At 43.4% G+C, this 19,344-nt stretch carries 16 protein-coding genes; 11 read left to right on the forward strand and 5 right to left on the reverse strand.

Annotated elements, in window-relative coordinates:
- The 4 genes from IQR33_RS14730 to IQR33_RS14745 all read left to right on the forward strand — a co-directional run.
- Nucleotides 1-484 (forward strand): ABC transporter permease subunit (locus IQR33_RS14730; protein WP_416222679.1); only part of this gene is annotated, 484 nt, incomplete at its 5' end.
- Nucleotides 481-1,275 (forward strand): ABC transporter ATP-binding protein, encoded by a 795-nt coding sequence (locus IQR33_RS14735; protein ID WP_005387275.1) that lies wholly within the window; start codon nt 481-483, stop codon nt 1,273-1,275. The genes IQR33_RS14730 and IQR33_RS14735, both read left to right, overlap by 4 nt.
- 141 nt (nt 1,276-1,416) lie before the next feature.
- Nucleotides 1,417-3,243, forward strand: a complete 1,827-nt coding sequence (gene malZ / locus IQR33_RS14740) for a maltodextrin glucosidase (protein ID WP_193843788.1) — start codon at nt 1,417-1,419, stop codon at nt 3,241-3,243.
- A gap of 174 nt (nt 3,244-3,417) precedes the next feature.
- Nucleotides 3,418-4,878 carry a sensor domain-containing diguanylate cyclase gene (locus tag IQR33_RS14745; protein ID WP_005387278.1) on the forward strand — a complete coding sequence of 487 codons (1,461 nt, stop codon included), beginning with the start codon at nt 3,418-3,420 and terminating at the stop codon, nt 4,876-4,878.
- A gap of 50 nt (nt 4,879-4,928) precedes the next feature.
- Here the strand turns inward: IQR33_RS14745 and dusC are convergent, their stop codons facing one another.
- Nucleotides 4,929-5,888: a tRNA dihydrouridine(16) synthase DusC gene (dusC, locus tag IQR33_RS14750; RefSeq protein ID WP_017633856.1), complete on the reverse strand. Its 960-nt coding sequence runs from the start codon at nt 5,886-5,888 to the stop codon at nt 4,929-4,931.
- Nucleotides 5,889-6,058: 170 nt separating this feature from the next.
- Here dusC and IQR33_RS14755 point away from each other — a divergent pair, with 170 nt between their 5' ends.
- Nucleotides 6,059-6,676 (forward strand): YecA family protein, encoded by a 618-nt coding sequence (locus IQR33_RS14755; protein WP_005380818.1) that lies wholly within the window; start codon nt 6,059-6,061, stop codon nt 6,674-6,676.
- 79 nt (nt 6,677-6,755) lie between these two features.
- On the opposite strand, the gene dsbB is transcribed toward IQR33_RS14755, so the two are convergent.
- Together dsbB and nhaB are read right to left on the reverse strand one after the other, a co-directional pair.
- On the reverse strand, nt 6,756-7,292 hold the full coding sequence (gene dsbB / locus IQR33_RS14760) for a disulfide bond formation protein DsbB (protein ID WP_017821379.1): 537 nt from the start codon (nt 7,290-7,292) through the stop codon (nt 6,756-6,758).
- Nucleotides 7,293-7,375: 83 nt separating this feature from the next.
- Nucleotides 7,376-8,962 carry a Na(+)/H(+) antiporter NhaB gene (nhaB, locus tag IQR33_RS14765; RefSeq protein WP_005380822.1) on the reverse strand — a complete coding sequence of 529 codons (1,587 nt, stop codon included), beginning with the start codon at nt 8,960-8,962 and terminating at the stop codon, nt 7,376-7,378.
- A gap of 639 nt (nt 8,963-9,601) precedes the next feature.
- Here nhaB and fadR point away from each other — a divergent pair.
- Nucleotides 9,602-10,441 (forward strand): fatty acid metabolism transcriptional regulator FadR, encoded by an 840-nt coding sequence (fadR, locus tag IQR33_RS14770; RefSeq protein WP_005380824.1) that lies wholly within the window; start codon nt 9,602-9,604, stop codon nt 10,439-10,441.
- Nucleotides 10,442-10,551: 110 nt separating this feature from the next.
- Here fadR and IQR33_RS14775 read toward each other — a convergent pair whose 3' ends face one another.
- Nucleotides 10,552-11,361 (reverse strand): hypothetical protein, encoded by an 810-nt coding sequence (locus tag IQR33_RS14775; RefSeq protein WP_017821380.1) that lies wholly within the window; start codon nt 11,359-11,361, stop codon nt 10,552-10,554.
- A 310-nt stretch (nt 11,362-11,671) separates the two neighbouring features.
- On the opposite strand from IQR33_RS14775, the gene IQR33_RS14780 reads away from it, so the two are divergent.
- Complete coding sequence (locus IQR33_RS14780; RefSeq protein WP_017633852.1) at nt 11,672-12,745, forward strand: hypothetical protein; 1,074 nt, start codon at nt 11,672-11,674, stop codon at nt 12,743-12,745.
- Nucleotides 12,746-12,755: 10 nt separating this feature from the next.
- Nucleotides 12,756-13,100, forward strand: coding sequence for a hypothetical protein (locus tag IQR33_RS14785; RefSeq protein ID WP_104980051.1), 345 nt, complete (start codon nt 12,756-12,758; stop codon nt 13,098-13,100).
- A gap of 78 nt (nt 13,101-13,178) precedes the next feature.
- Here IQR33_RS14785 and metG read toward each other — a convergent pair whose 3' ends face one another.
- Nucleotides 13,179-15,254: a methionine--tRNA ligase gene (gene metG, locus IQR33_RS14790; protein ID WP_025767217.1), complete on the reverse strand. Its 2,076-nt coding sequence runs from the start codon at nt 15,252-15,254 to the stop codon at nt 13,179-13,181.
- Between the two features lie 162 nt (nt 15,255-15,416).
- Between metG and apbC the strand changes: the two genes are divergently transcribed.
- From apbC to IQR33_RS14805, 3 genes are all read left to right on the forward strand, one after another.
- Nucleotides 15,417-16,493: an iron-sulfur cluster carrier protein ApbC gene (gene apbC, locus IQR33_RS14795; protein WP_017633850.1), complete on the forward strand. Its 1,077-nt coding sequence runs from the start codon at nt 15,417-15,419 to the stop codon at nt 16,491-16,493.
- 180 nt (nt 16,494-16,673) lie between these two features.
- Nucleotides 16,674-17,315, forward strand: a complete 642-nt coding sequence (gene udk, locus IQR33_RS14800; protein ID WP_005380833.1) for a uridine kinase — start codon at nt 16,674-16,676, stop codon at nt 17,313-17,315.
- A 188-nt stretch (nt 17,316-17,503) separates the two neighbouring features.
- On the forward strand, nt 17,504-19,344 hold a 1,841-nt coding region (locus IQR33_RS14805; RefSeq protein ID WP_193843789.1), incomplete at its 3' end, for an AsmA family protein.

A 19,344-nucleotide genomic window follows, 5' to 3' on the forward strand; every position in this document is an offset into this window, starting at 1 on the left:
GCTGAACAGCGACTTTGGTCTTGGTTTACGAGCCACGGGTGTGAATGCGCGTATGGTTTCTGCGCAAGGGGCGAGCACTGGCTTTTATACCTACTTTGGCTTGGCTTTATCCAACGGGTTTGTGGGATTCGCAGGCGCGTTGTTTGCACAAACGAACAGCTTTGCGGATGTGACCTCTGGCGTGGGCACCATTGTCGTTGGTTTGGCAGCTGTGATTTTGGGGCAGACCCTTATTCCCGGGCGCAAGATTTGGGTTGCGGTATTTGCGGTCATCATCGGTTCGGTACTTTATCGCCTTGCAGTGGCTTTCGCTTTGAGCTCTGGCATGTTTGGTTTACAAGCTTCAGACCTCAACCTGGTTACCGCAGTATTGGTGGCTGTGGCGCTTATTGCTCCAAAGCTAAAACAGAGCATAAGAGCGAAACAACGCGTTACTGATGCTAAACAAGCGGCATCAAAAAATGGTTCTGGGGAGGCATTATGATCGAACTAAATAATATTCAGGTCACGTTCAACCCTGGGACGATTTTGGAAAATCGTGCATTGAAAGGCGTCTCTTTAGAGGTTCCAGAGCATCAATTTCTTACCGTGATTGGTTCTAATGGCGCAGGAAAATCGACGTTGCTTGGTGCGGTGACAGGTGAGACGCCGATGATAGGTGGTCAGGTTATCATTGACGGCAAAGACGTCACCAAGCAGACGGTAGCCCAACGTGCGACGCAATGTGCCCGAGTGTTTCAAGATCCATTGGCCGGGACTTGTGGCGAACTGACGATAGAAGAGAACATGGCTCTAGCGCACATGCGTGGTAAAAAACGCAGCTGGGGGTTGGCGCTCTCTACTAAACGTCGCAAGCTGTTCCAAGAGCGAATTAGCATCCTCGGTCTTGGTTTAGAAGACCGCTTGGGCGATAGCATTGGGTTGCTGTCTGGTGGGCAACGACAAGCCGTTAGCCTTGTGATGGCGACGTTATCGGAGAGTAAGCTGTTATTGCTTGATGAACACACGGCAGCGCTTGATCCTCGTATGGCGGCGTTTGTTATCGACTTAACTAAACGTATTGTCGATGAGTTCGATTTAACCGTGATGATGGTGACGCATTCGATGAAAGACGCATTAGCATGTGGCGATAGGACCGTAATGCTTCACCAAGGTGAAATTGTGCTTGATGTGGCTGGAGAGCAGCGCGCTAACATGCAAGTACCAGACTTGTTGGATATGTTCTCTAAAGTGCGTGGTGAAGAGCTTGCAGATGACAGTCTCTTGTTGAACTAAGCGGTATCCGACAAGTCACTACGCCTACTAAGTGTGATCCTCCTTGGGAAAATTGGCTGATATGTCAACTCGCAGGGAGGATTTCTTGTCTCTAATTCTTCAATAACATAGTGGCATATCCGATGACGAGGAGTGCCCATAATGAACCTGCCATTTATTTTTCATAGTCAAACTATTGATGGTTTAGCTTTTAATGACGAGCAAGTTACAGTCAGACTGAAAACCGAGACATTGGATTTTGATTCCGTCTATGTGCGTATTGAGCCGGACAACGAAGAATATCTGGTCGACATGGCTCAAGTAGGAACGGCTGGTGAATTATTACTATGGGAGGCATCGTTTCGACCAAATCAAGATCGAGATGTCACACATTATGTGTTTAAGCTCCTCAAAGACGGACAGCAATACTGGCTCGATGCACGAGGCGTACAAAAGCGTATTCCACCCAAAGAGTTCCACTTTAAGTTGAATGTAGAGCATCAACCACCAAGCTGGGTCCAAGAGCAAGTTTTCTATCAAATCTTTCCTGACCGTTTTTCTGCTAGTAAAAGTGAGTCTGATATTCGCCACGCTTATGCTCAGTATGATTCTGCATCGGTCGTCAAGGCGTGGGGAGACGCGGTAGGCTCTCACCAAAATACCGGGGCACGTGAATTCTTTGGCGGCGACCTCAAAGGTGTAGAACAAAAGTTGGACTATCTTGAACAGCTCGGCGTTACTGCGCTTTATTTCAACCCGATCTTTTCTTCACCAAGTAATCATAAATACGACACCACCGATTACTTCACTGTTGACCCTATGCTCGGCACCAACGATCAGTTTGCTGAACTGTGTGAGAAAATCCGTGGTAAGAATATGAAGATTGTCTTAGACGCGGTGTTTAACCACACGTCAGTGCATCATCCTTGGTTTGATATCCAACAAAAAGGAGAAGGAGCGTATGGCAATCCGCAGTCAAAGTTCCGTGATTACTACTTTTTCGAAGGTGAAACCAATCACTACATTGGTTGGAAAGGCATTGGTAACTTACCGGTTCTGAACTTTGAAAATGAACAGGTGCGCGACTACATCTACCAAAGTGAAGATTCTGTCATCAAGTATTGGCTGAAGCCACCGTACTTGGTTGATGGCTGGCGGTTTGATGTAATCCATATGCTTGGCGAAGGGGACGGCGCGAAAAACAATGCTCATTATGTGGCAGCGTTTCGTAATGCGACTAAGTCAGTAAACCCGAATGCTTATGTGTTAGGTGAGCACTTTTTTGAAGCAACGCAGTGGTTGCAAGGTGATCAAGAGGATGGGGCGATGAACTACTACGGTTTTGCTCATCCAGTCCGAGCTTTTATCGCACGACAAGATATTATGTACGATCCAATCAACATTGATGGTTTGGAGTTTAAAGCATGGTTGGACGAAGCCAGAGCAAAAATCCCATTTTCTAATCAGCTATCGCAGCTAAATCAACTCGATAGTCACGATACTGCTCGGTTTATCACACTGGTTGATGGTGATAAGCGTAAAATGAACATCGCGCTAGCAATGCTTATGACTTACGTTGGCACGCCTTGTCTTTACTACGGGAGTGAAGTCGGTCTAGAAGGAGGTCTAGACCCGGATAATCGTCGCTGTTTTCCTTGGAATGAAATCGAAAGTTCACAATGGCTATCGCTTTACCAACAATGGATCAAGATACGTAAACAATGTAAGCCTTTACAGTCGGGCTGTATTCAATGGCTGCATTGCACTAACAACCAGTTGGCGTACGCACGTGTACTGGGTCGTGAAGCAGTCGTTGTTATGATTAATCTCAGTGGTAATGAATGTTCAATCGATTTACCTATGTGGCAACTGGGCTTGGAGGTTAGCCAAGTTATATCGTTGTTAGATGACACAGAACAGGTTGATTATAAAGGTCATATCTCTGTCAATATGTCGGCACAGAGCTGCAAATTATGGCGACTAAAGTGACACCACACTCTATATTGATTAAACTCCTTTAATATATAAACGGTCTCAAACAGCGCGCACACATTTGTTTGGTCTCTTGTTATCTGGTGCTGCATTGCATGCGTCACCAGATAACGAGTATCAATTTAATAGCAGTCATAAGAGACTATTGACCTTTCATATGCATGGTACTCAATGGTAAACCAAAGGCGATTTAGCCTCTCATTTGTCATCTTTTTTCCTCTGGCGTTATTTGTAGTGGTTTTACTCGTGACAACGAAAAATTACTATGATGCGGTTAACCGCTATATCGATTCTGAGTATTCGCGTATCGAGCGTGCAATGTCTCGCGGTATTAAAGTACTCACGGCTTTAGATTACAGCTTCACCAACTATACCAATTACGCTAACCCACTGTTTGAAGAACATAATTCTTTAGTCAAAGAAGGGCTTTGTTATCTTTGGCCTATAGATGTGTTATTACTCGAAAGTGTTTATAGTGAAGGGTTACCTGCGGTTGACCTTGATTATATGATCGTAGGGGACGAAAGCTTATGTCAGCAAGGTTCAACGATTAACCAGTTAGCTGAACAAAAGGCGGGTTTTGCGCCGTCATTGTCATTTCTGCACGATATTGAATCGCACATTGTTGGAATCCATTACATTGACAAGCGCGGTTACGTTATCTCCTCCCCCGATACCTACGCAAAAAATTTCACAAGAGAGCTTTTGTCAACGCTAAAAGCCCGACCTTTTTGGCAAAAAACCGCGCAAGATAAAGTGAACATTACCTTGGCTGGACCAGGGCCTGTGTTGGACTCGATGGAAGGTCAAGTCATTAGTATGACGGTACCCGTCTATGAGAAAGGAGAACATCAAGGTGTTTTGTCTATTGATTTTGACATCAATACGCTCATGGCTTCGTCGCTAGGTCTTGTTGGTCAGTTTCATTTGGTTTCCAATTTACAATCCATTCCTTCAAACAGTACACGAATCAAACCAGTCGAATTAGAGCGATTGAGTGCGAATCACAGCATGTACTACGAGTACAACCTTTGGGATGAAGCTAAGAACCTAGCGGTTTTTGAAAAATACAGCCTTATTGTCGCACTATTTATTTACGTGCTGAGTACCGTCGTCTTGTTCTATGTGAATATGCATAGCGAGCGACGTTACTTTAAAGAACTGGCAGCAAGAGACCCAATGACCAGCTTATTGAATCGTCGAGGTATGCAAACCGTGTGGCGTAATAAGATGACAAAAAAACAGGTTGCTTTGGCAGTGTTCGATATTGATAACTTCAAGAAGATCAACGACACCTATGGTCATGATGTCGGTGATTCTGCAATTCAGCTTGTTGCAAAATGTATACGTGAAAATATTCGCCATACCGATGTTGCCTCAAGGTTTGGTGGCGAAGAATTCGTTTTAGCGATTTATGACGAAGATTCAGAAGGCATTAAACTCATTTTAGACAGAGTAAAAAAAGCCATAGATGAGCGCTCGATACGCGTAACGAAAGAAGGCTTTACGATCTCTGGCGGTGTGGTGTTTAGTAAAGAGAGCCGAGTAGAAAACTTTGATGAATTGTTTAAAGCGGCGGATGAAAAGTTATATCAAGCCAAAAGTACCGGCAAAAATAAGATCTGTTACTAGGATTTAGGTACAAAAAAGGACGAGATATTCGTCCTTTTTGTGTTCGGGAATTATGCAACCTGAGAGTTTAAGTCATCGCGGTAGCGTTGAATATGCTCAACAATTGGTGCGGCTTTGTTGAACGTTCTGATTTCTCTAAATAGGTCTTTTGCTTCAGGATAAGCCTGACGTAAGTAAGAGAACCATTGTTTTACGCGGTTTGGGTAATACAAGCCTTTATCGCCTTTCATCTCAAACTTGGAATAATAGATGAGCAACTCAACCACCTCGGGCCATGACATTGGCTGGTGGTTATGTTTTACCATATTGCCTAAGTTAGGGATATTGAAAGCGCCTCGGCACACCATCAAAGAGTTAACGCCAGTCGTTTCAATGCAACGTTGACCGTCTTCATAATTCCAAATTTCACCATTCGCTATCAGTGGGATATCGAAACGTTCGCGAATTTGGTTGATGTAATCCCATTTTATCTCAGAAGCTTTATAACCACCTTGTTTAGTACGTGCGTGTACGGTCAATTCATTTGCGCCAGCAGACTGAATGGCATCGACAATTTCAAAGCAATCTTCAGGGTTCTCCCAGCCAAGACGAATTTTTGCAGTTACGGGAATGGCTTCTGGAACGGCTTCTCGACAAGCTTTAACAACACGGTGAATGAGCTCTGGATGTTGGAGTAGCGCTGCTCCACCTTTACTTTTGTTGACCATTTTGGCTGGGCAACCAAAGTTTATATCAATACCTCTGGCGCCAAGATTTGCCGCTTTAATTGCGTTCTCAGCCATCCAGTTTGGTTCTTGTCCCAACAATTGCACATGTACTGGCACACCAGATGCAGTCTGAGAACCTTGCAACAGCTCCGGGCATAAACGGTGAAATACATGATCGGGTAATAGCTGGTCGATTACGCGAACAAACTCCGTAACACACAGGTCATAGTCGTTTATCTCGGTCAGGATTTGGCGCATCAAATGATCTAAAACGCCTTCCATTGGGCCTAGTACAACTCGCATAGCTTGCCTAATACAGTTTGGTGGTAAAAAGGAGGGCGATTGTAGCGATGTAAGTTAAGTTTGTCATTAAAAGAGTCGAAGCGCCCAATGCAGTCAAACACACAACGTTAGGTTACGTGCTTTTGAGCTCTGAGGTATAATGCCGCCAAATTTATGGGAAATCAGATGTCATGCAATACACATTGATTGAAAAAGGTGAAGTTCACGTCGATGAATCTTGCCTATTTATCGAAGGCGCAGTGTTAGCTGCGAATCTGACGACAAAACCACTCGCTCCTGAAAAGTGGTTAGAGCCGCTATTAGGTGAGGGATTCAAAGCGATTCAACCAGCTGTGGAAGAGCAAATTCACAAGCAGCATAACCGAATTCAACGAAACGAATATTCCGTGCTAGAGCTAACAGGCAAAGAACCTGAACAACTTGCTGATTTTGCCGAAGGCTTTATGTCTGTTTGGCCAATGATTGAAGAACAATGGCAAGACGTTGAGCTCAATGATGGGTTACAGCGTATGCTGCAAGCATTACTGACCACTTTGATGCTGGCTATCGATGAGCCAGCAACGCAGCAACAGATGCGCGACGCAGGTATTGAAACGCCACCGGCCCTGACAGATTTAGTCGATCAGCTTGATTTAATGGTCGGTGAAGTCGCGCTGGGCGCGGATGAGTTGATGGTAGGCAATAAAGCTCAAAGCCTAAACCCATTCAAAGGTATCGGGCGCAATGATCCCTGTCCTTGTGAGAGCGGAAAAAAATTCAAGCAGTGCTGTGGTCAATCACGCGGCTAAATCGAATCGCCGCGCTATCCACTTAACAAAAAGCCGACCAGATGGTCGGCTTTTTGTTAATTTTTACGCGTCAGTAGGATTAACGAATTGGATTAACGCGTTTTGCAGGGAAGAATTGTGCAATTACAATTAATGCCAAAGCGATTAAATTGCCTGCAAAAATTACGACTAACCATTGTGGCATTGATAAATCAAGGAACTGCCATACAACCTTAGAGCAATCACCATATGCTTCAAACATCCAAGGAACCCACTGATTGAGCGGAGCCCAGCTAGGGAATGTGACGAATAAATCGCAAGTCGCGAATGGTGATGGATTAAACTGGTAGTCAACGTGCTGCATCGCAAGTAACAAACCCTTGTAAGCACTTAATCCCCAGCCTATCAAACCTAGCCAGCGGAAAATTGGGTTCTTGGGTGCCAATATACCAACCATTGCAGCGACGCCCACTCCCATCATCGCGACTCTTTCATAAATACACATGACACATGGTGCAAGCATCATGACGTGCTGAAAATAGAGGGCACATGCTTCAAAGAAAACGACGAATAGCAGAAGCAGTAGCCACGATAAACGTCCCTTTGAAAACTGGTTAAGTGAATTTAAAATAGTCACGTTTTTGTTCCTGTCTGAAATAGAAAAAGCTCTGAATACTCAGAGCTTTTTATCGTGGATAAGTTTCCTAATCAACTCAAATTTTAGTGACCACCGGATACTACGGGAGTCAGATCACCACTATGAGGTAAAATCCAACCAGCTTCGTAGAAAGAAGCTGTTGCAGGCTCTAGGAAGAACATGATTCCCATTAGACCGACAATCGCAAGAACGACGGTGTAAGGCAGCGCCATGATAACCATTCGACCGTAAGACAGACGAATTAATGGAGCGAGAGCCGATGTGAGTAAGAATAGGAATGCCGCTTGACCGTTTGGCGTTGCAACAGAAGGCAGGTTAGTACCAGTATTGATTGCCACCGCCAGTAAGTCGAACTGATCACGAGTAATGAGGCCCTCAATGAGTGCAGTTTTTACTTCATTGATGTAAACCGTACCAACGAACACGTTATCCGACACCATAGATAACAAGCCATTCGCCACATAGAACAGAGCTAGCTGAGTACCTTTATCTTCAACGGCAAGCACCGCATCGATGACTGGTTTAAACAGCTCTTGATCAATGATTACAGCAACGATCGAGAAAAATACAGCAAGCAGTGCAGTGAAGGGCAGGGCCTCTTCAAACGCTTTCCCCATGGAGTGCTCTTCAATGACACCAGTAAATGCGGTCGCTAAAATGATCACAGAAAGGCCAATTAAGCCGACAGCCGCTAAGTGCAAAGCGAGTGCAACGATCAACCAAACCGCAATAAGACCTTGAACCCAGAGTTTTGCGACATCTTGATTTGTTCGCGTTTTACGCTCTTCACGGTCAAAATCGACGAGGATCTGACGAACGTTATTAGGAAGCTTCGCGCCATAGCCAAACACTTTAAGCTTTTCAACTAAAGCACAAGTGATGAGACCACAGAAAAATACAGGTAGTGTCACTGGAGACATACGGATTAGGAATTCACCAAATAACCAACCCGCTTGGTCTGCAATAATTAAGTTTTGAGGTTCACCAACCATCGTGGTTACACCACCTAGGGCAGTACCTACACCAGCATGCATCAACAAAGAGCGCAAAAACGCACGATAGTTTTCTAAGTCATCACGCGTTAGTTCAGTGATCGTGTCATCTTGTGTATGGTCATGGTCACCTATAGGGTTACCAGACGCCACTTTGTGATAGATAGAATAAAAGCCGATCGCCACGCTGATAACAACGGCGATAACCGTCAAGGCATCCAAAAATGCAGACAAAAATGCAGCAGCAAAGCAGAACGCGAGTGATAGTAGGGTTTTAGAGCGAATGCCAAGTAAAATTTTGGTAAAAATGAACAGCAATAGCTGCTTCATGAAGTAGATGCCCGCAACCATAAATACCAGAAGTAGCAGTACTTCGATATTTGCTACTAATTCGTGCTTAACTTGCGCAGGGCTAGTCATGCCGATAGCAATGGCTTCAATAGCAAGTAAACCGCCAGGTTGTAATGGGTAGCATTTTAATGCCATTGCTAGCGTGAAAATAAATTCAGCGACCAACAACCATCCAGCTACAAATGGGTTTATTAGGAAGAATACAATCGGGTTAATTATTAAGAAGGCTATAATGGCAACTTTGTACCAATCAGGCGCTTTACCAAGGAAGTTCTTGATAAAAGCGTTTCCGAGCGATATCGGCATGATAATTCTCTTTATAACAAAATTATGAATAGACACTACAATAGTGCTTAAGTATCTGTTTGTTAGACTTATTAACTAGTCTTTAAAAACAATAACTTAGTAAAACAACAATCCTTTGTTTATTGTAGTCTTGCCAAGTTACTTCCCCTGAACTCAAGCACCGCTCACTTTCGACCGCAAACTCTACACTCAGGCATTTATTAGTCAATAACAAAACGTGATGCTACCGACTAAAATGACTTTTTAAATGTAATAACGCGATCAAAACGGCGTTACTATACCATGAAAGTCTTAAAAAAATCCTCTTGGATTTTAAATGACGGTCAGTGACGAGAAAAGGCAAATTAAGAAAGAATATTAACTGTGATATACAAAGTAATTTTTCATATTTTGAATATAAAAATGTGACACGGTTGTCTTTATTTCTCCGAGATTTGTGAGCTGTTTAATTAAATAAAAATTCATATTTTACTGCTTTCGCTCGCATGTTAGAGCCTCTTAAATTGACACAACATATAGAGTATTAACTCTATGTTATGGAGTCGTTTCCACTATTGATCGTAAATTTTCTCAAACCGCTAAGTAGTGGTATGATGAGTAGTATCGACCCTCAGAAATCAATATTGGATAAAAAGTAGAATGGTCATAAAGGCGAAAAGCCCTGCGGGATTCGCAGAAAAATATATTATCGAGAGCATTTGGAACGGCCGTTTTCCTCCAGGCTCAATTTTACCTGCTGAGCGCGAGCTGTCCGAACTGATTGGTGTTACTCGAACGACTTTAAGAGAGGTTCTTCAACGACTAGCCCGTGACGGATGGTTAACTATCCAGCACGGCAAACCTACGAAAGTTAACCAATTTATGGAGACCTCTGGCCTGCATATTTTGGATACTTTAATGACGCTAGACGTTGATAATGCGACAAACATTGTAGAAGATCTGCTTGCGGCACGTACCAACATCAGTCCTATCTTTATGCGCTATGCATTTAAAGCGAACAAAGAGAGCTCTGAGCGTACAATTAAGAACGTAATCGAATCTTGTGAAGCTTTAATGAATGCGGCTTCCTGGGACGAATTCATCGCTTCTTCGCCGTATGCTGAAAAAGTTCTGCAGAATGTTAAAGAAGATAACGAGAAAGATGAAGCGAAGCGTCAAGAAATCTTGATTGCTAAAACGTTCAACTTTTACGATTATATGCTTTTCCAGCGCCTAGCATTCCATTCAGGAAATCAAATTTACGGTTTGATCTTTAATGGTTTGAAGAAGCTCTACGATCGTGTCGGTAGCTACTACTTCTCAAATCCAGCTTCTCGTGAGCTAGCTCTGAAGTTTTACCATCAATTGCTCGAAACTTGTGAAAGTGGCCAGCGTGAGCAACTACCAGTAGTGATTCGTCATTATGGTATGGAAAGTGCGTTGATCTGGAACGAAATGAAAAAGCAATTACCAACGAACTTCACGGAAGACGACAGCTAAGCGCTGACAAGTTGAATAAACGAAAACCGCAGTGCCTTAGGCCTGCGGTTTTTTTGTTTTTATTTATAAGTCGGCGACGAACCAAGCACCAATAATAAGGTATGGAACGTTTATCCTGCTAGTGAGAGTCTGGGTAACGGTAGATATAATGACTCTACGACATCTGAAAGGACATGGTCGTAAGTATTGAAGATGGTCAATGACAAGTCCGATGTGACGCCATAAAGCTCTGCTTCTGTTAAGTCGACATGACTCCCTGTCACGTATTCATTTAGCGTCTGTATTGAGCGCGTGGAAGCAGGAGAGGTAATGCTAAGTGGAGCGATAACCGCTAGTTGGTTTAGCTTACGCATCATGACCGATGCATAATTTTTGAAACGCTCATTTCCGCCTTGCTCTCCTAAATCTTGAATGCTGATTCGTAACTGAGTCAGGGTCTCCAAGCTATCCATAATGTTTTGCCAGTTCATGTGATACTCATTATGCAAGTCATCTCTTTGCTCAACCGCTAGCCATGCGATGGTTACTTCATCCATCAAAAACAAGCAATGACGAATTAACTTACCATGCTCCATCTGGTTTCTTGCAACACTATGGTCATTCCATTGTTCAAGTAGTTTCCCTACTTTAATCTGTAATACGCGATACATGGGTTTGTTTTCAAACCGTGATGTTTCGACTAAAAGATGCAGCTTGTTAGTCAGAGCATCATGAAGAGCGTCCAATTTTTGTTGATCGTTTTGTTGGAATTGAAGCGAGTAGTGAGTAGCAGCTCGGTGGTGTCTCAGAAGGTGAACAACATCTCGCAACAATGTTAACAGCTGATATTTGCGCGCATGTTGCTGCTCTCGTTTAGAAGATAAGTGATATATTCCGGCTAAAATAGCGATGGACAATAGTGTGGAAATCAAAACAAACATAACCAACTCCTTGTTAGTGTTTGGACCTAACAAGGAAGATTGCAGTTTTGATGCCAAACAAAAACTCAATTTAAACAATTGGTTATATTGAATGTTCTTTTTGAATGGTCGTTGTTGGTGCATGGATTCACCAAATTTGTGAACATGTTTGATTATTCGGTGTCGATGCTTGGTGTACGCGTTATTCTTTGTGAGTTACATATTGATTACTTTTTAGTCTGATTCAAGTCACAATGTTTAGAAATTAAAATATTCGAACACTTTATATGATATAAGTTGTCTATTTTGTTGATTGTTCGAGGTAATTAATTTGTCTAATAAATTCGACCTATGCTTCAGTACTCACTCAAAGATAACGCTCCCTATCGATACAAATGATGAGTATAGGTACCTTCAGTTTCGTAAGGACAACCCACATATATTTGGTAGTTTTATTCCCGCAGGTACTCCTTTCATACTGAACGAAGGCTCTGTGATCAACATAGCTAAGTTGCGTAGCGAGAGACCTGATATAGCTTGTGCTCTTGATACTGTAAAAAGTTGGTCACAAGAAACCAAAAGAAATGTAGCCAATCTAACAAGTGAGTTTGGCGATGAAAACTTACAAGCGGTAGCCCTCCTCTATGAAAAAGAGATTAAGCCTTTTTTAGATGCTACTAATCATACTATGGGGGGGAAAATCGATGAGTATACTGCAGTAGGTGCTGCCGCTACTGCTGTTAATGAAAAGCAAGTCAGATTGAGTAATTTCGGGAAAGCTTTGCTCAAATATCAAAATGCCTTACTAGATGTACGTACAGCCTCACGAAATGGTGCGCAGAAAAAGGAGCTTGTGAAGCTTGGATATAGAGTTAAAGAAGCTCACAATTCTTTGAATGCAAAATTTACAAAAGAGCTTACCCATTATGCAGGACGAGTTAAAAGTAGCCGTGGAAACATTTGGAGCAACCCGAATAGAGCTGCCAATATCGCGAGAAGTGGCAGGGATATAACTAAGTTACATTTAACATCTATAGCTAACATCCGCTCAATTCGATTTCTTGAACAAAGCTCTAGTATTGTGGGTAAAAAGATCATCATGATTGATGCTGGTGTTCGCTTTAACAATGTTCGAAATGCCAAGAATAACGGAGAAAATTGGCAAAAAAGAGCAGCAATGGAAGTTGCAGGGTTTGGTGCGAGCAACGCTGCTGGCGTTTGGACCACATCCAAAGTGATTGCATCTGGAATGGGAATCGCTTTGGCTGCTGGCCCATTTGGAGTCGTAGTATTAATTGGTGTAAGCTTAGGTGTCGGCTATGCAGCAGCTAAGATGGCTGATAGTGCAGGGCAAAATTTAGCCAAAGGTGCCTATGAAGTTAGTTCTAACATTCATTGGAATTAAAGGGATCAACGTGTCTTATTTTGATATGACAAATATGATTATCGGATGTACTTGGTTAGTTAGTACTTTGCTTTTCATTCGTGTTTCGGTAAAGCGGATCGAGAAAAAGATGTCGAAGGATGGTCATGGCCCTGTCGGTTGGGATAGAGATACCTGGGGGGTTAGATTCCCAATGTATACTACAGTTTTAATGCGAGGCAAGCCTGCGAAAGTATCACTTGTAGATGATCAGTTAATACTAAAATACGCAACGACATTTGATCGAGTTCTCGCTTTTGTAGTCACGATCAGCTTTGTACTTTTCCTTGCATGTGGCGCGATTATTACTTGGGGTCCAGAAGAATTCTCTTTGTAGTACAATCAAGCTTAATCGATAAGCTTAACTGCGAGAAAAGGCTTAACTGATTTAGTTAAGCCTTTTCAATAAAGATACTTACATTACGCGCATGCCAGGTTGAGCGCCTTCGTGTGGCTCAAGGATCCACAGGTCGCTACCACCAGGGCCTGCCGCTAGGATCATACCTTCAGACATACCAAACTTCATCTTACGAGGTTTTAGGTTTGCTACCATTACCGTTAGCTTGCCTTCTAGCTCTTCAGGTTTGTAAGCTGACTTGATGCCAGAGAATACCTGACGAGTTTCACCACCGATGTCCAATTGGAACTTAAGCAGTTTGTTGGCTTTTGGTACTTCTTCACAAGAGATGATACGAGCGATACGCATATCTACTGCAGCAAAAGCATCGAACTCAATCTCTTCAGCGATTGGTTCTTTGTCTAACTCGGTTTGGCTAGCCTTGTTCTTTTCCGCTTCAGCTTTCTCTTTCGCCGCCATTTCTGCCGCCGCATCTTCTTTAGACGCTTCGATCATCGCTTCAACATTCTTCGGATCGATACGGTTGAACAGTGCTTTGAACTTAGTGATCTCGTGGCCTGTTAGTGGATCAGCGATGTTTTCCCAAGTTAGCTCTTGGTTTAGGAACGCTTCAGTACGCGCAGCTAGCGATGGCATTACTGGTTTCAGGTAAGTCATCAGTACGCGGAATAGGTTGATACCGACAGAACAGATGTCTTGTAGTTCCTGATCTTTGCCTTCTTCTTTTGCTACAACCCACGGTGCTTTTTCATCAACGTATTGGTTAGCTTTGTCTGCCAATGCCGTGATTTCACGGATTGCACGACCAAACTCACGCGTTTCGTAAAGCTCAGCGATACGGTCAGCAGCAGCAACAAATTCGTTGTAAAGTTCAGGCTCTGCAAAGTTGTCAGACAGTTTGCCTTCAAAACGTTTCGCGATGAAACCTGCGTTACGAGATGCCAGGTTAACGATCTTGTTAACAACGTCAGCGTTTACGCGCTGAGTGAAGTCTTCAAGGTTAAGATCTAGATCATCGATACGGCTGTTTAGCTTCGCAGCGTAGTAGTAACGTAGACACTCAGGGTCTAGGTGCTCTAGGTAAGTGCTTGCTTTTACGAACGTACCTTTAGACTTCGACATTTTCGCGCCGTTTACGGTTACGTAACCGTGTACGAATACGTTGTTTGGTTTACGGAAGCCGGAACCTTCTAGCATTGCTGGCCAGAATAGGCTGTGGAAGTAAACGATGTCTTTACCGATGAAGTGGTACAGTTCTGCTGAGCTGTCTTTCTTCCAGTACTCGTCGAAATCTAGGTCGTCGCGCTTGTCACATAGGTTTTTGAAAGAGCCCATGTAGCCGATAGGCGCGTCTAGCCATACGTAGAAGAATTTGTTCTTCTCACCAGGGATCTCGAAGCCAAAGTATGGTGCATCACGTGAGATATCCCATTGCTGCAAGCCAGATTCGAACCATTCTTGCATTTTGTTCGCTGTTTCAGCTTGTAGCGAGCCAGAGCGAGTCCACTCTTTTAGCATGCTTTCAAACTGAGGCAGGTCGAAGAAGAAGTGCTCTGAATCTTTCATTACTGGCGTCGCACCAGAAACCGCAGATTTAGGATTGATCAGTTCTGTTGGGCTGTAAGTCTCACCACAGTTGTCACAGTTGTCACCGTACTGGTCTTCAGACTTACATTTTGGACAGGTACCTTTTACGAAACGGTCCGGTAAGAACATCTCTTTTTCTGGATCGAACAGCTGAGAGATAGTGCGGCTAGAGATAAAGCCATTTTTCTTCAACTCAAGATAAATGTGTGACGCTAGCTCACGGTTCTCATCTGAGTGTGTGCTGTGGTAGTTATCAAAGCTGATATCAAATCCAGCGAAGTCTTTTTGGTGCTCTTCGCTAACTGCGGCAATCATTTCCTCAGGAGTAATACCCATCTGTTGCGCTTTAAGCATGATTGGCGTGCCGTGAGCATCGTCAGCACAGATGAAGTTTACAGTGTTGCCGCGTAGGCGTTGGTAACGAACCCAAATGTCCGCTTGGATATGCTCAAGCATATGACCAAGGTGGATCGAACCGTTAGCGTACGGAAGGGCACAAGTTACCAGCATTTTCCTTGACGGAAAGTTTTTTGGATCGTTTGCCATACTTAATATTCGCTTTTCTTGATAGGTATAAATAAATTTTGATGGATAATACTACCCCATGAACTGACTAACTCCAAGGTGTCAAACTGCGGAATGCCTTAGTTTTTTTGGGGTTCTGGTTGAGCCTGGACGGTGGTAGCATGACATCTAAAAGGAGGGCTTATGCATCAGTTCACTTCAAAACAAGATTTTTGTCACTGGTTTAACCAATTCCAACATCCACAGTTGGTGGAAAACTGGGCAGATATTCATGGCGCAATTTCGATTACGACACAGGGTTCTATTGATATAACGTTGCCATTCGCAAGTAATGAGCTTCAAACCGTACTGCATGACTGGATCAAACAGCAGCAAGCCTCGGGTAAAGTGGCTGAATTCCCATTTAATATTCGCCTTGGAGTTAAAGCTTTAGAAACTCAAGTGGCTAACTCGGTTAAGGGTGTTAAGAACATCATTGCCGTCAGTTCTGCGAAAGGTGGCGTTGGTAAATCTACTACCGCAGTTAACTTAGCGTTGGCGATTGCTCAATCTGGGGCGAAAGTGGGATTGTTGGATGCAGATATCTATGGTCCGTCTGTACCTATGATGTTGGGGCAAGAAGATGCTAAACCAGAAGTTCGTGATGGCAAGTGGATGGAACCCATTTTTGCTCACGGCATCTATACTCATTCTATCGGTTATTTGGTGGATAGATCAGAAGCGGCGATATGGCGCGGTCCAATGGCTTCAAAAGCGTTGTCGCAGTTATTAACTGAAACAGATTGGCCAGATTTGGATTATTTGGTGATTGATATGCCGCCAGGTACGGGGGATATTCAATTGACGCTGTCACAACAAATTCCGGTAACAGGTAGCGTGTTAGTCACAACGCCGCAAGATTTAGCCCTTGCCGATGCAAGGAAGGGAGCGGCAATGTTTAACAAAGTCCATGTCCCGGTTATTGGTGTTGTGGAAAACATGAGTTATCACATTTGTAGTCAATGTGGCGCGAAAGAGCATATTTTTGGTATGGGCGGAGCTGAAAAAATGTCGCAAGAATTTGGCTTAGCATTGTTAGGACAAATTCCGCTTCATATCTCTATGAGAGAAGATATTGACGCTGGCGTGCCAACGGTAGCAAGACGCCCAGAAAGTGAGCATGCAGGGTATTATAAGCAACTTGCCGATCGCGTATGTAGCACGATGTTTTGGCAAGGCAAAGCAAAACCAGATGCGATTAGCTTTACAATGGTGAACTAAGTTTACTATGCCTGCTGGTTGATAATTGCACATTTTAACGTTTGCTCGGAGGTTAATCCTCTGAGCAGGCAGAAACTTATGACTAAACCCTAATTCCAACTAGTAACTATGGGGTGAACTCCCTATAATCAGGCAGTTTATCTTTTTATGTGACTAGAAATCATCATCGGGTGCAAACTAATGTCTGATAATAATCAATGCGTCATCGTAGGTATTGCTGGCGCTTCTGCTTCTGGAAAAAGTCTGATCGCGAGCACTATTTATAATGAGCTTCGCGCGAAAGTAGGCGATCATCAAATCGGTGTCATCACGGAAGATTGCTACTACAACGACCAAAGCCACCTAAGCATGGAAGAGCGAGTAAAGACGAACTACGATCACCCGAGTGCGTTGGACCACGACCTACTGTGTGAGCACCTAGAAAAATTGGTACGTGGTGAAGCAGTAGAAGTGCCTGAGTACAGCTACACTGAGCACACAAGAACAATTAACACCACCACAATGACACCTAAAAAGGTGATCATTCTAGAAGGTATCCTTCTTCTTACAGACCCTCGTCTTCGTGATTTGATGCATGCGACAGTATTTATGGACACACCGTTAGATATTTGCTTGCTTCGCCGTGTTAAGCGTGATGTGGAAGAGCGAGGCCGAACTATGGAGTCTGTTCTTAAGCAATACCAACAAACAGTACGTCCGATGTTCATGCAGTTTATCGAACCTTCTAAGCAATATGCGGACATTATTGTTCCTCGCGGTGGTAAAAACCGTATCGCAATTGATGTATTAAAAGCCCACATTGCAAGACTTTTGAAAGCTTAAGCCTATAGACGGCTATATCGCTTTATTTTTAGGAGAAGAAGTGGCACCTTAAGTGCCACTTCTTTTTTTGTTTTTAAATTAGTCAGTTGCAGGTTAAAACCAGACACTTTTCACGCTTTTGTGGAACTGTCAGCGGCAAATGGAGTCTGCGCTTATAATTGTAAAAACACTCGAGCAAGGAAAAACAAATGAAGAAACTGCTCTTAATTCTAGCAATACCGATTGTGGTCATTTTGGTCGCAATTTTAGCGTTAACCATCTTCGTCAATCCGAATCAGTTTAAACCCCTTATTGTTGAGCAAGCGCAAAAGCAAACGGGATTAGAGTTGGTGATTGAAGGGGATATCAGTTGGCAATTTTTCCCATCAATTGGCTTTGAGTTGGGACATACAGAATTGCGAAACCCACAAGGCTTTAGTAAACCCAATTTATTCAAAGTTGATACCGTTGGTGTAGACATCTCTGTTATGCCACTTTTTAGTCAACAGCTTGAAATTGGAAACGTCACGCTTGATGGTGCTGAGTTCTACATTGAAACCAAGAAAGATGGCAGCAAGAATATTGATGCATTGACGAAAGCCCAAACACAACAAGCAGAACAAGAGAACAATGCTGCGCCTACGCAAAATGGTGAAACGCAAACTTCTGGTTCTGATTGGAGTATTAATCTTGCTGGCGTTACGGTTTCTAACGGTTCATTAGAAATGCAGGATAAGCAAGCCGGTAGTTACACCAAACTTTATGATATTTCATTAAACCTTTCCGAATTCGCTTTTGACAACTGGACAACGGCTGATTTTGGCGTGAAGGGCGAAATGAACGACCAAAAGTTCACCGCGAAAGGTCAGGCAGACTTTAAGCTAGAAAAAGGTTTGGCAAACTACGCGCTAAAGAACATCAACTTTGATGCGACATACTCTGACCCTGCCAATAAAATTGAATCGGCAACGATCGGTTTAGACACGTTTGAATTCGATAAAGTAAATAACCTGACTTATGCCATTAAGGGTGACGCTGGTGGTATGAAGTTAGATATGCAGGGTGCTGGTCAACTTAGCGTGGACAAGGCTATCAGCAAAGTACAGTTGGATAAGTTAACTCTTAAATCGACTTTTGAGGGTGATGCTTTACCTCAGTCCCCGATGAAAGTCGACATGGTGTCTGATCTGTCTTTCGACCTAACGAAAAACCATCTGAGTTTTGTTCTAGAGAAGTTAACAGCGAATGCTATCGCCTTAGATGGTAAGGCTGATGTGGCACTCGGTGACATTCCTAAAGTACGCTTTGCTCTCCATAGCCCCAATATCGATCTTGATGAGTTCTTAGGGTTAGATAAGCAAGCTGCCGAAGGTAATAAGCCTGCTTCTGGTGGCGAGAGTGCTCCTGCCGGACCTGAGGTTGAGCCTGATTTGTCTGCGTTGAAAACGTTAGATGTAAAGGGTGACATTACCATCGACAAATTCAAAGCGGCAAATGCGAAGATGGAAGCGGTAAAAACGAGCTTCACTGTAAATCGTGGCGTGTTTGAGCTTACATCTTTTAGTTCGAAGTTGTACCAAGGCTCAATCTCAGCGACAGCGAAGTTAGATGCACGCCAATCACCAGCGACTTACAGTGTTAAAAAGTCAATCAAAGGCGTGAAAGTTCAACCGCTACTTATAGACGTTGCTGAAAACGACAAACTTGAAGGGACAGGTAACATTGATGTGAATGTTACAGGTAAGAGTCTCACGCCTACCGGTATCAAGAAGAATCTATCTGGTACGGTTGTTATCAATTTTGCTGACGGTGCGGTGAATGGCATCAACGTTGCTCAGTTGATTCGTGAAAACTATGCGAAATTTAAAGGGCAAAAAGTTGAAGGCACCAATGTAGCTAAGAAAACAGACTTCAGTGCGATGACGGCGACATTGAAACTCAACAAAGGTGTTGTATCAACGGATAATATGCAAGCTCAGTCTCCATTGTTACGTGTTCGTGGTAAAGGTACCGCAAACTACATCAATGAAACAGTCGACTTTACTATCAG

The organism is Vibrio sp. OPT46, assembly GCF_015163535.1.
GTDB classification, from domain to species: Bacteria; Pseudomonadota; Gammaproteobacteria; order Enterobacterales; family Vibrionaceae; genus Vibrio; species Vibrio alginolyticus.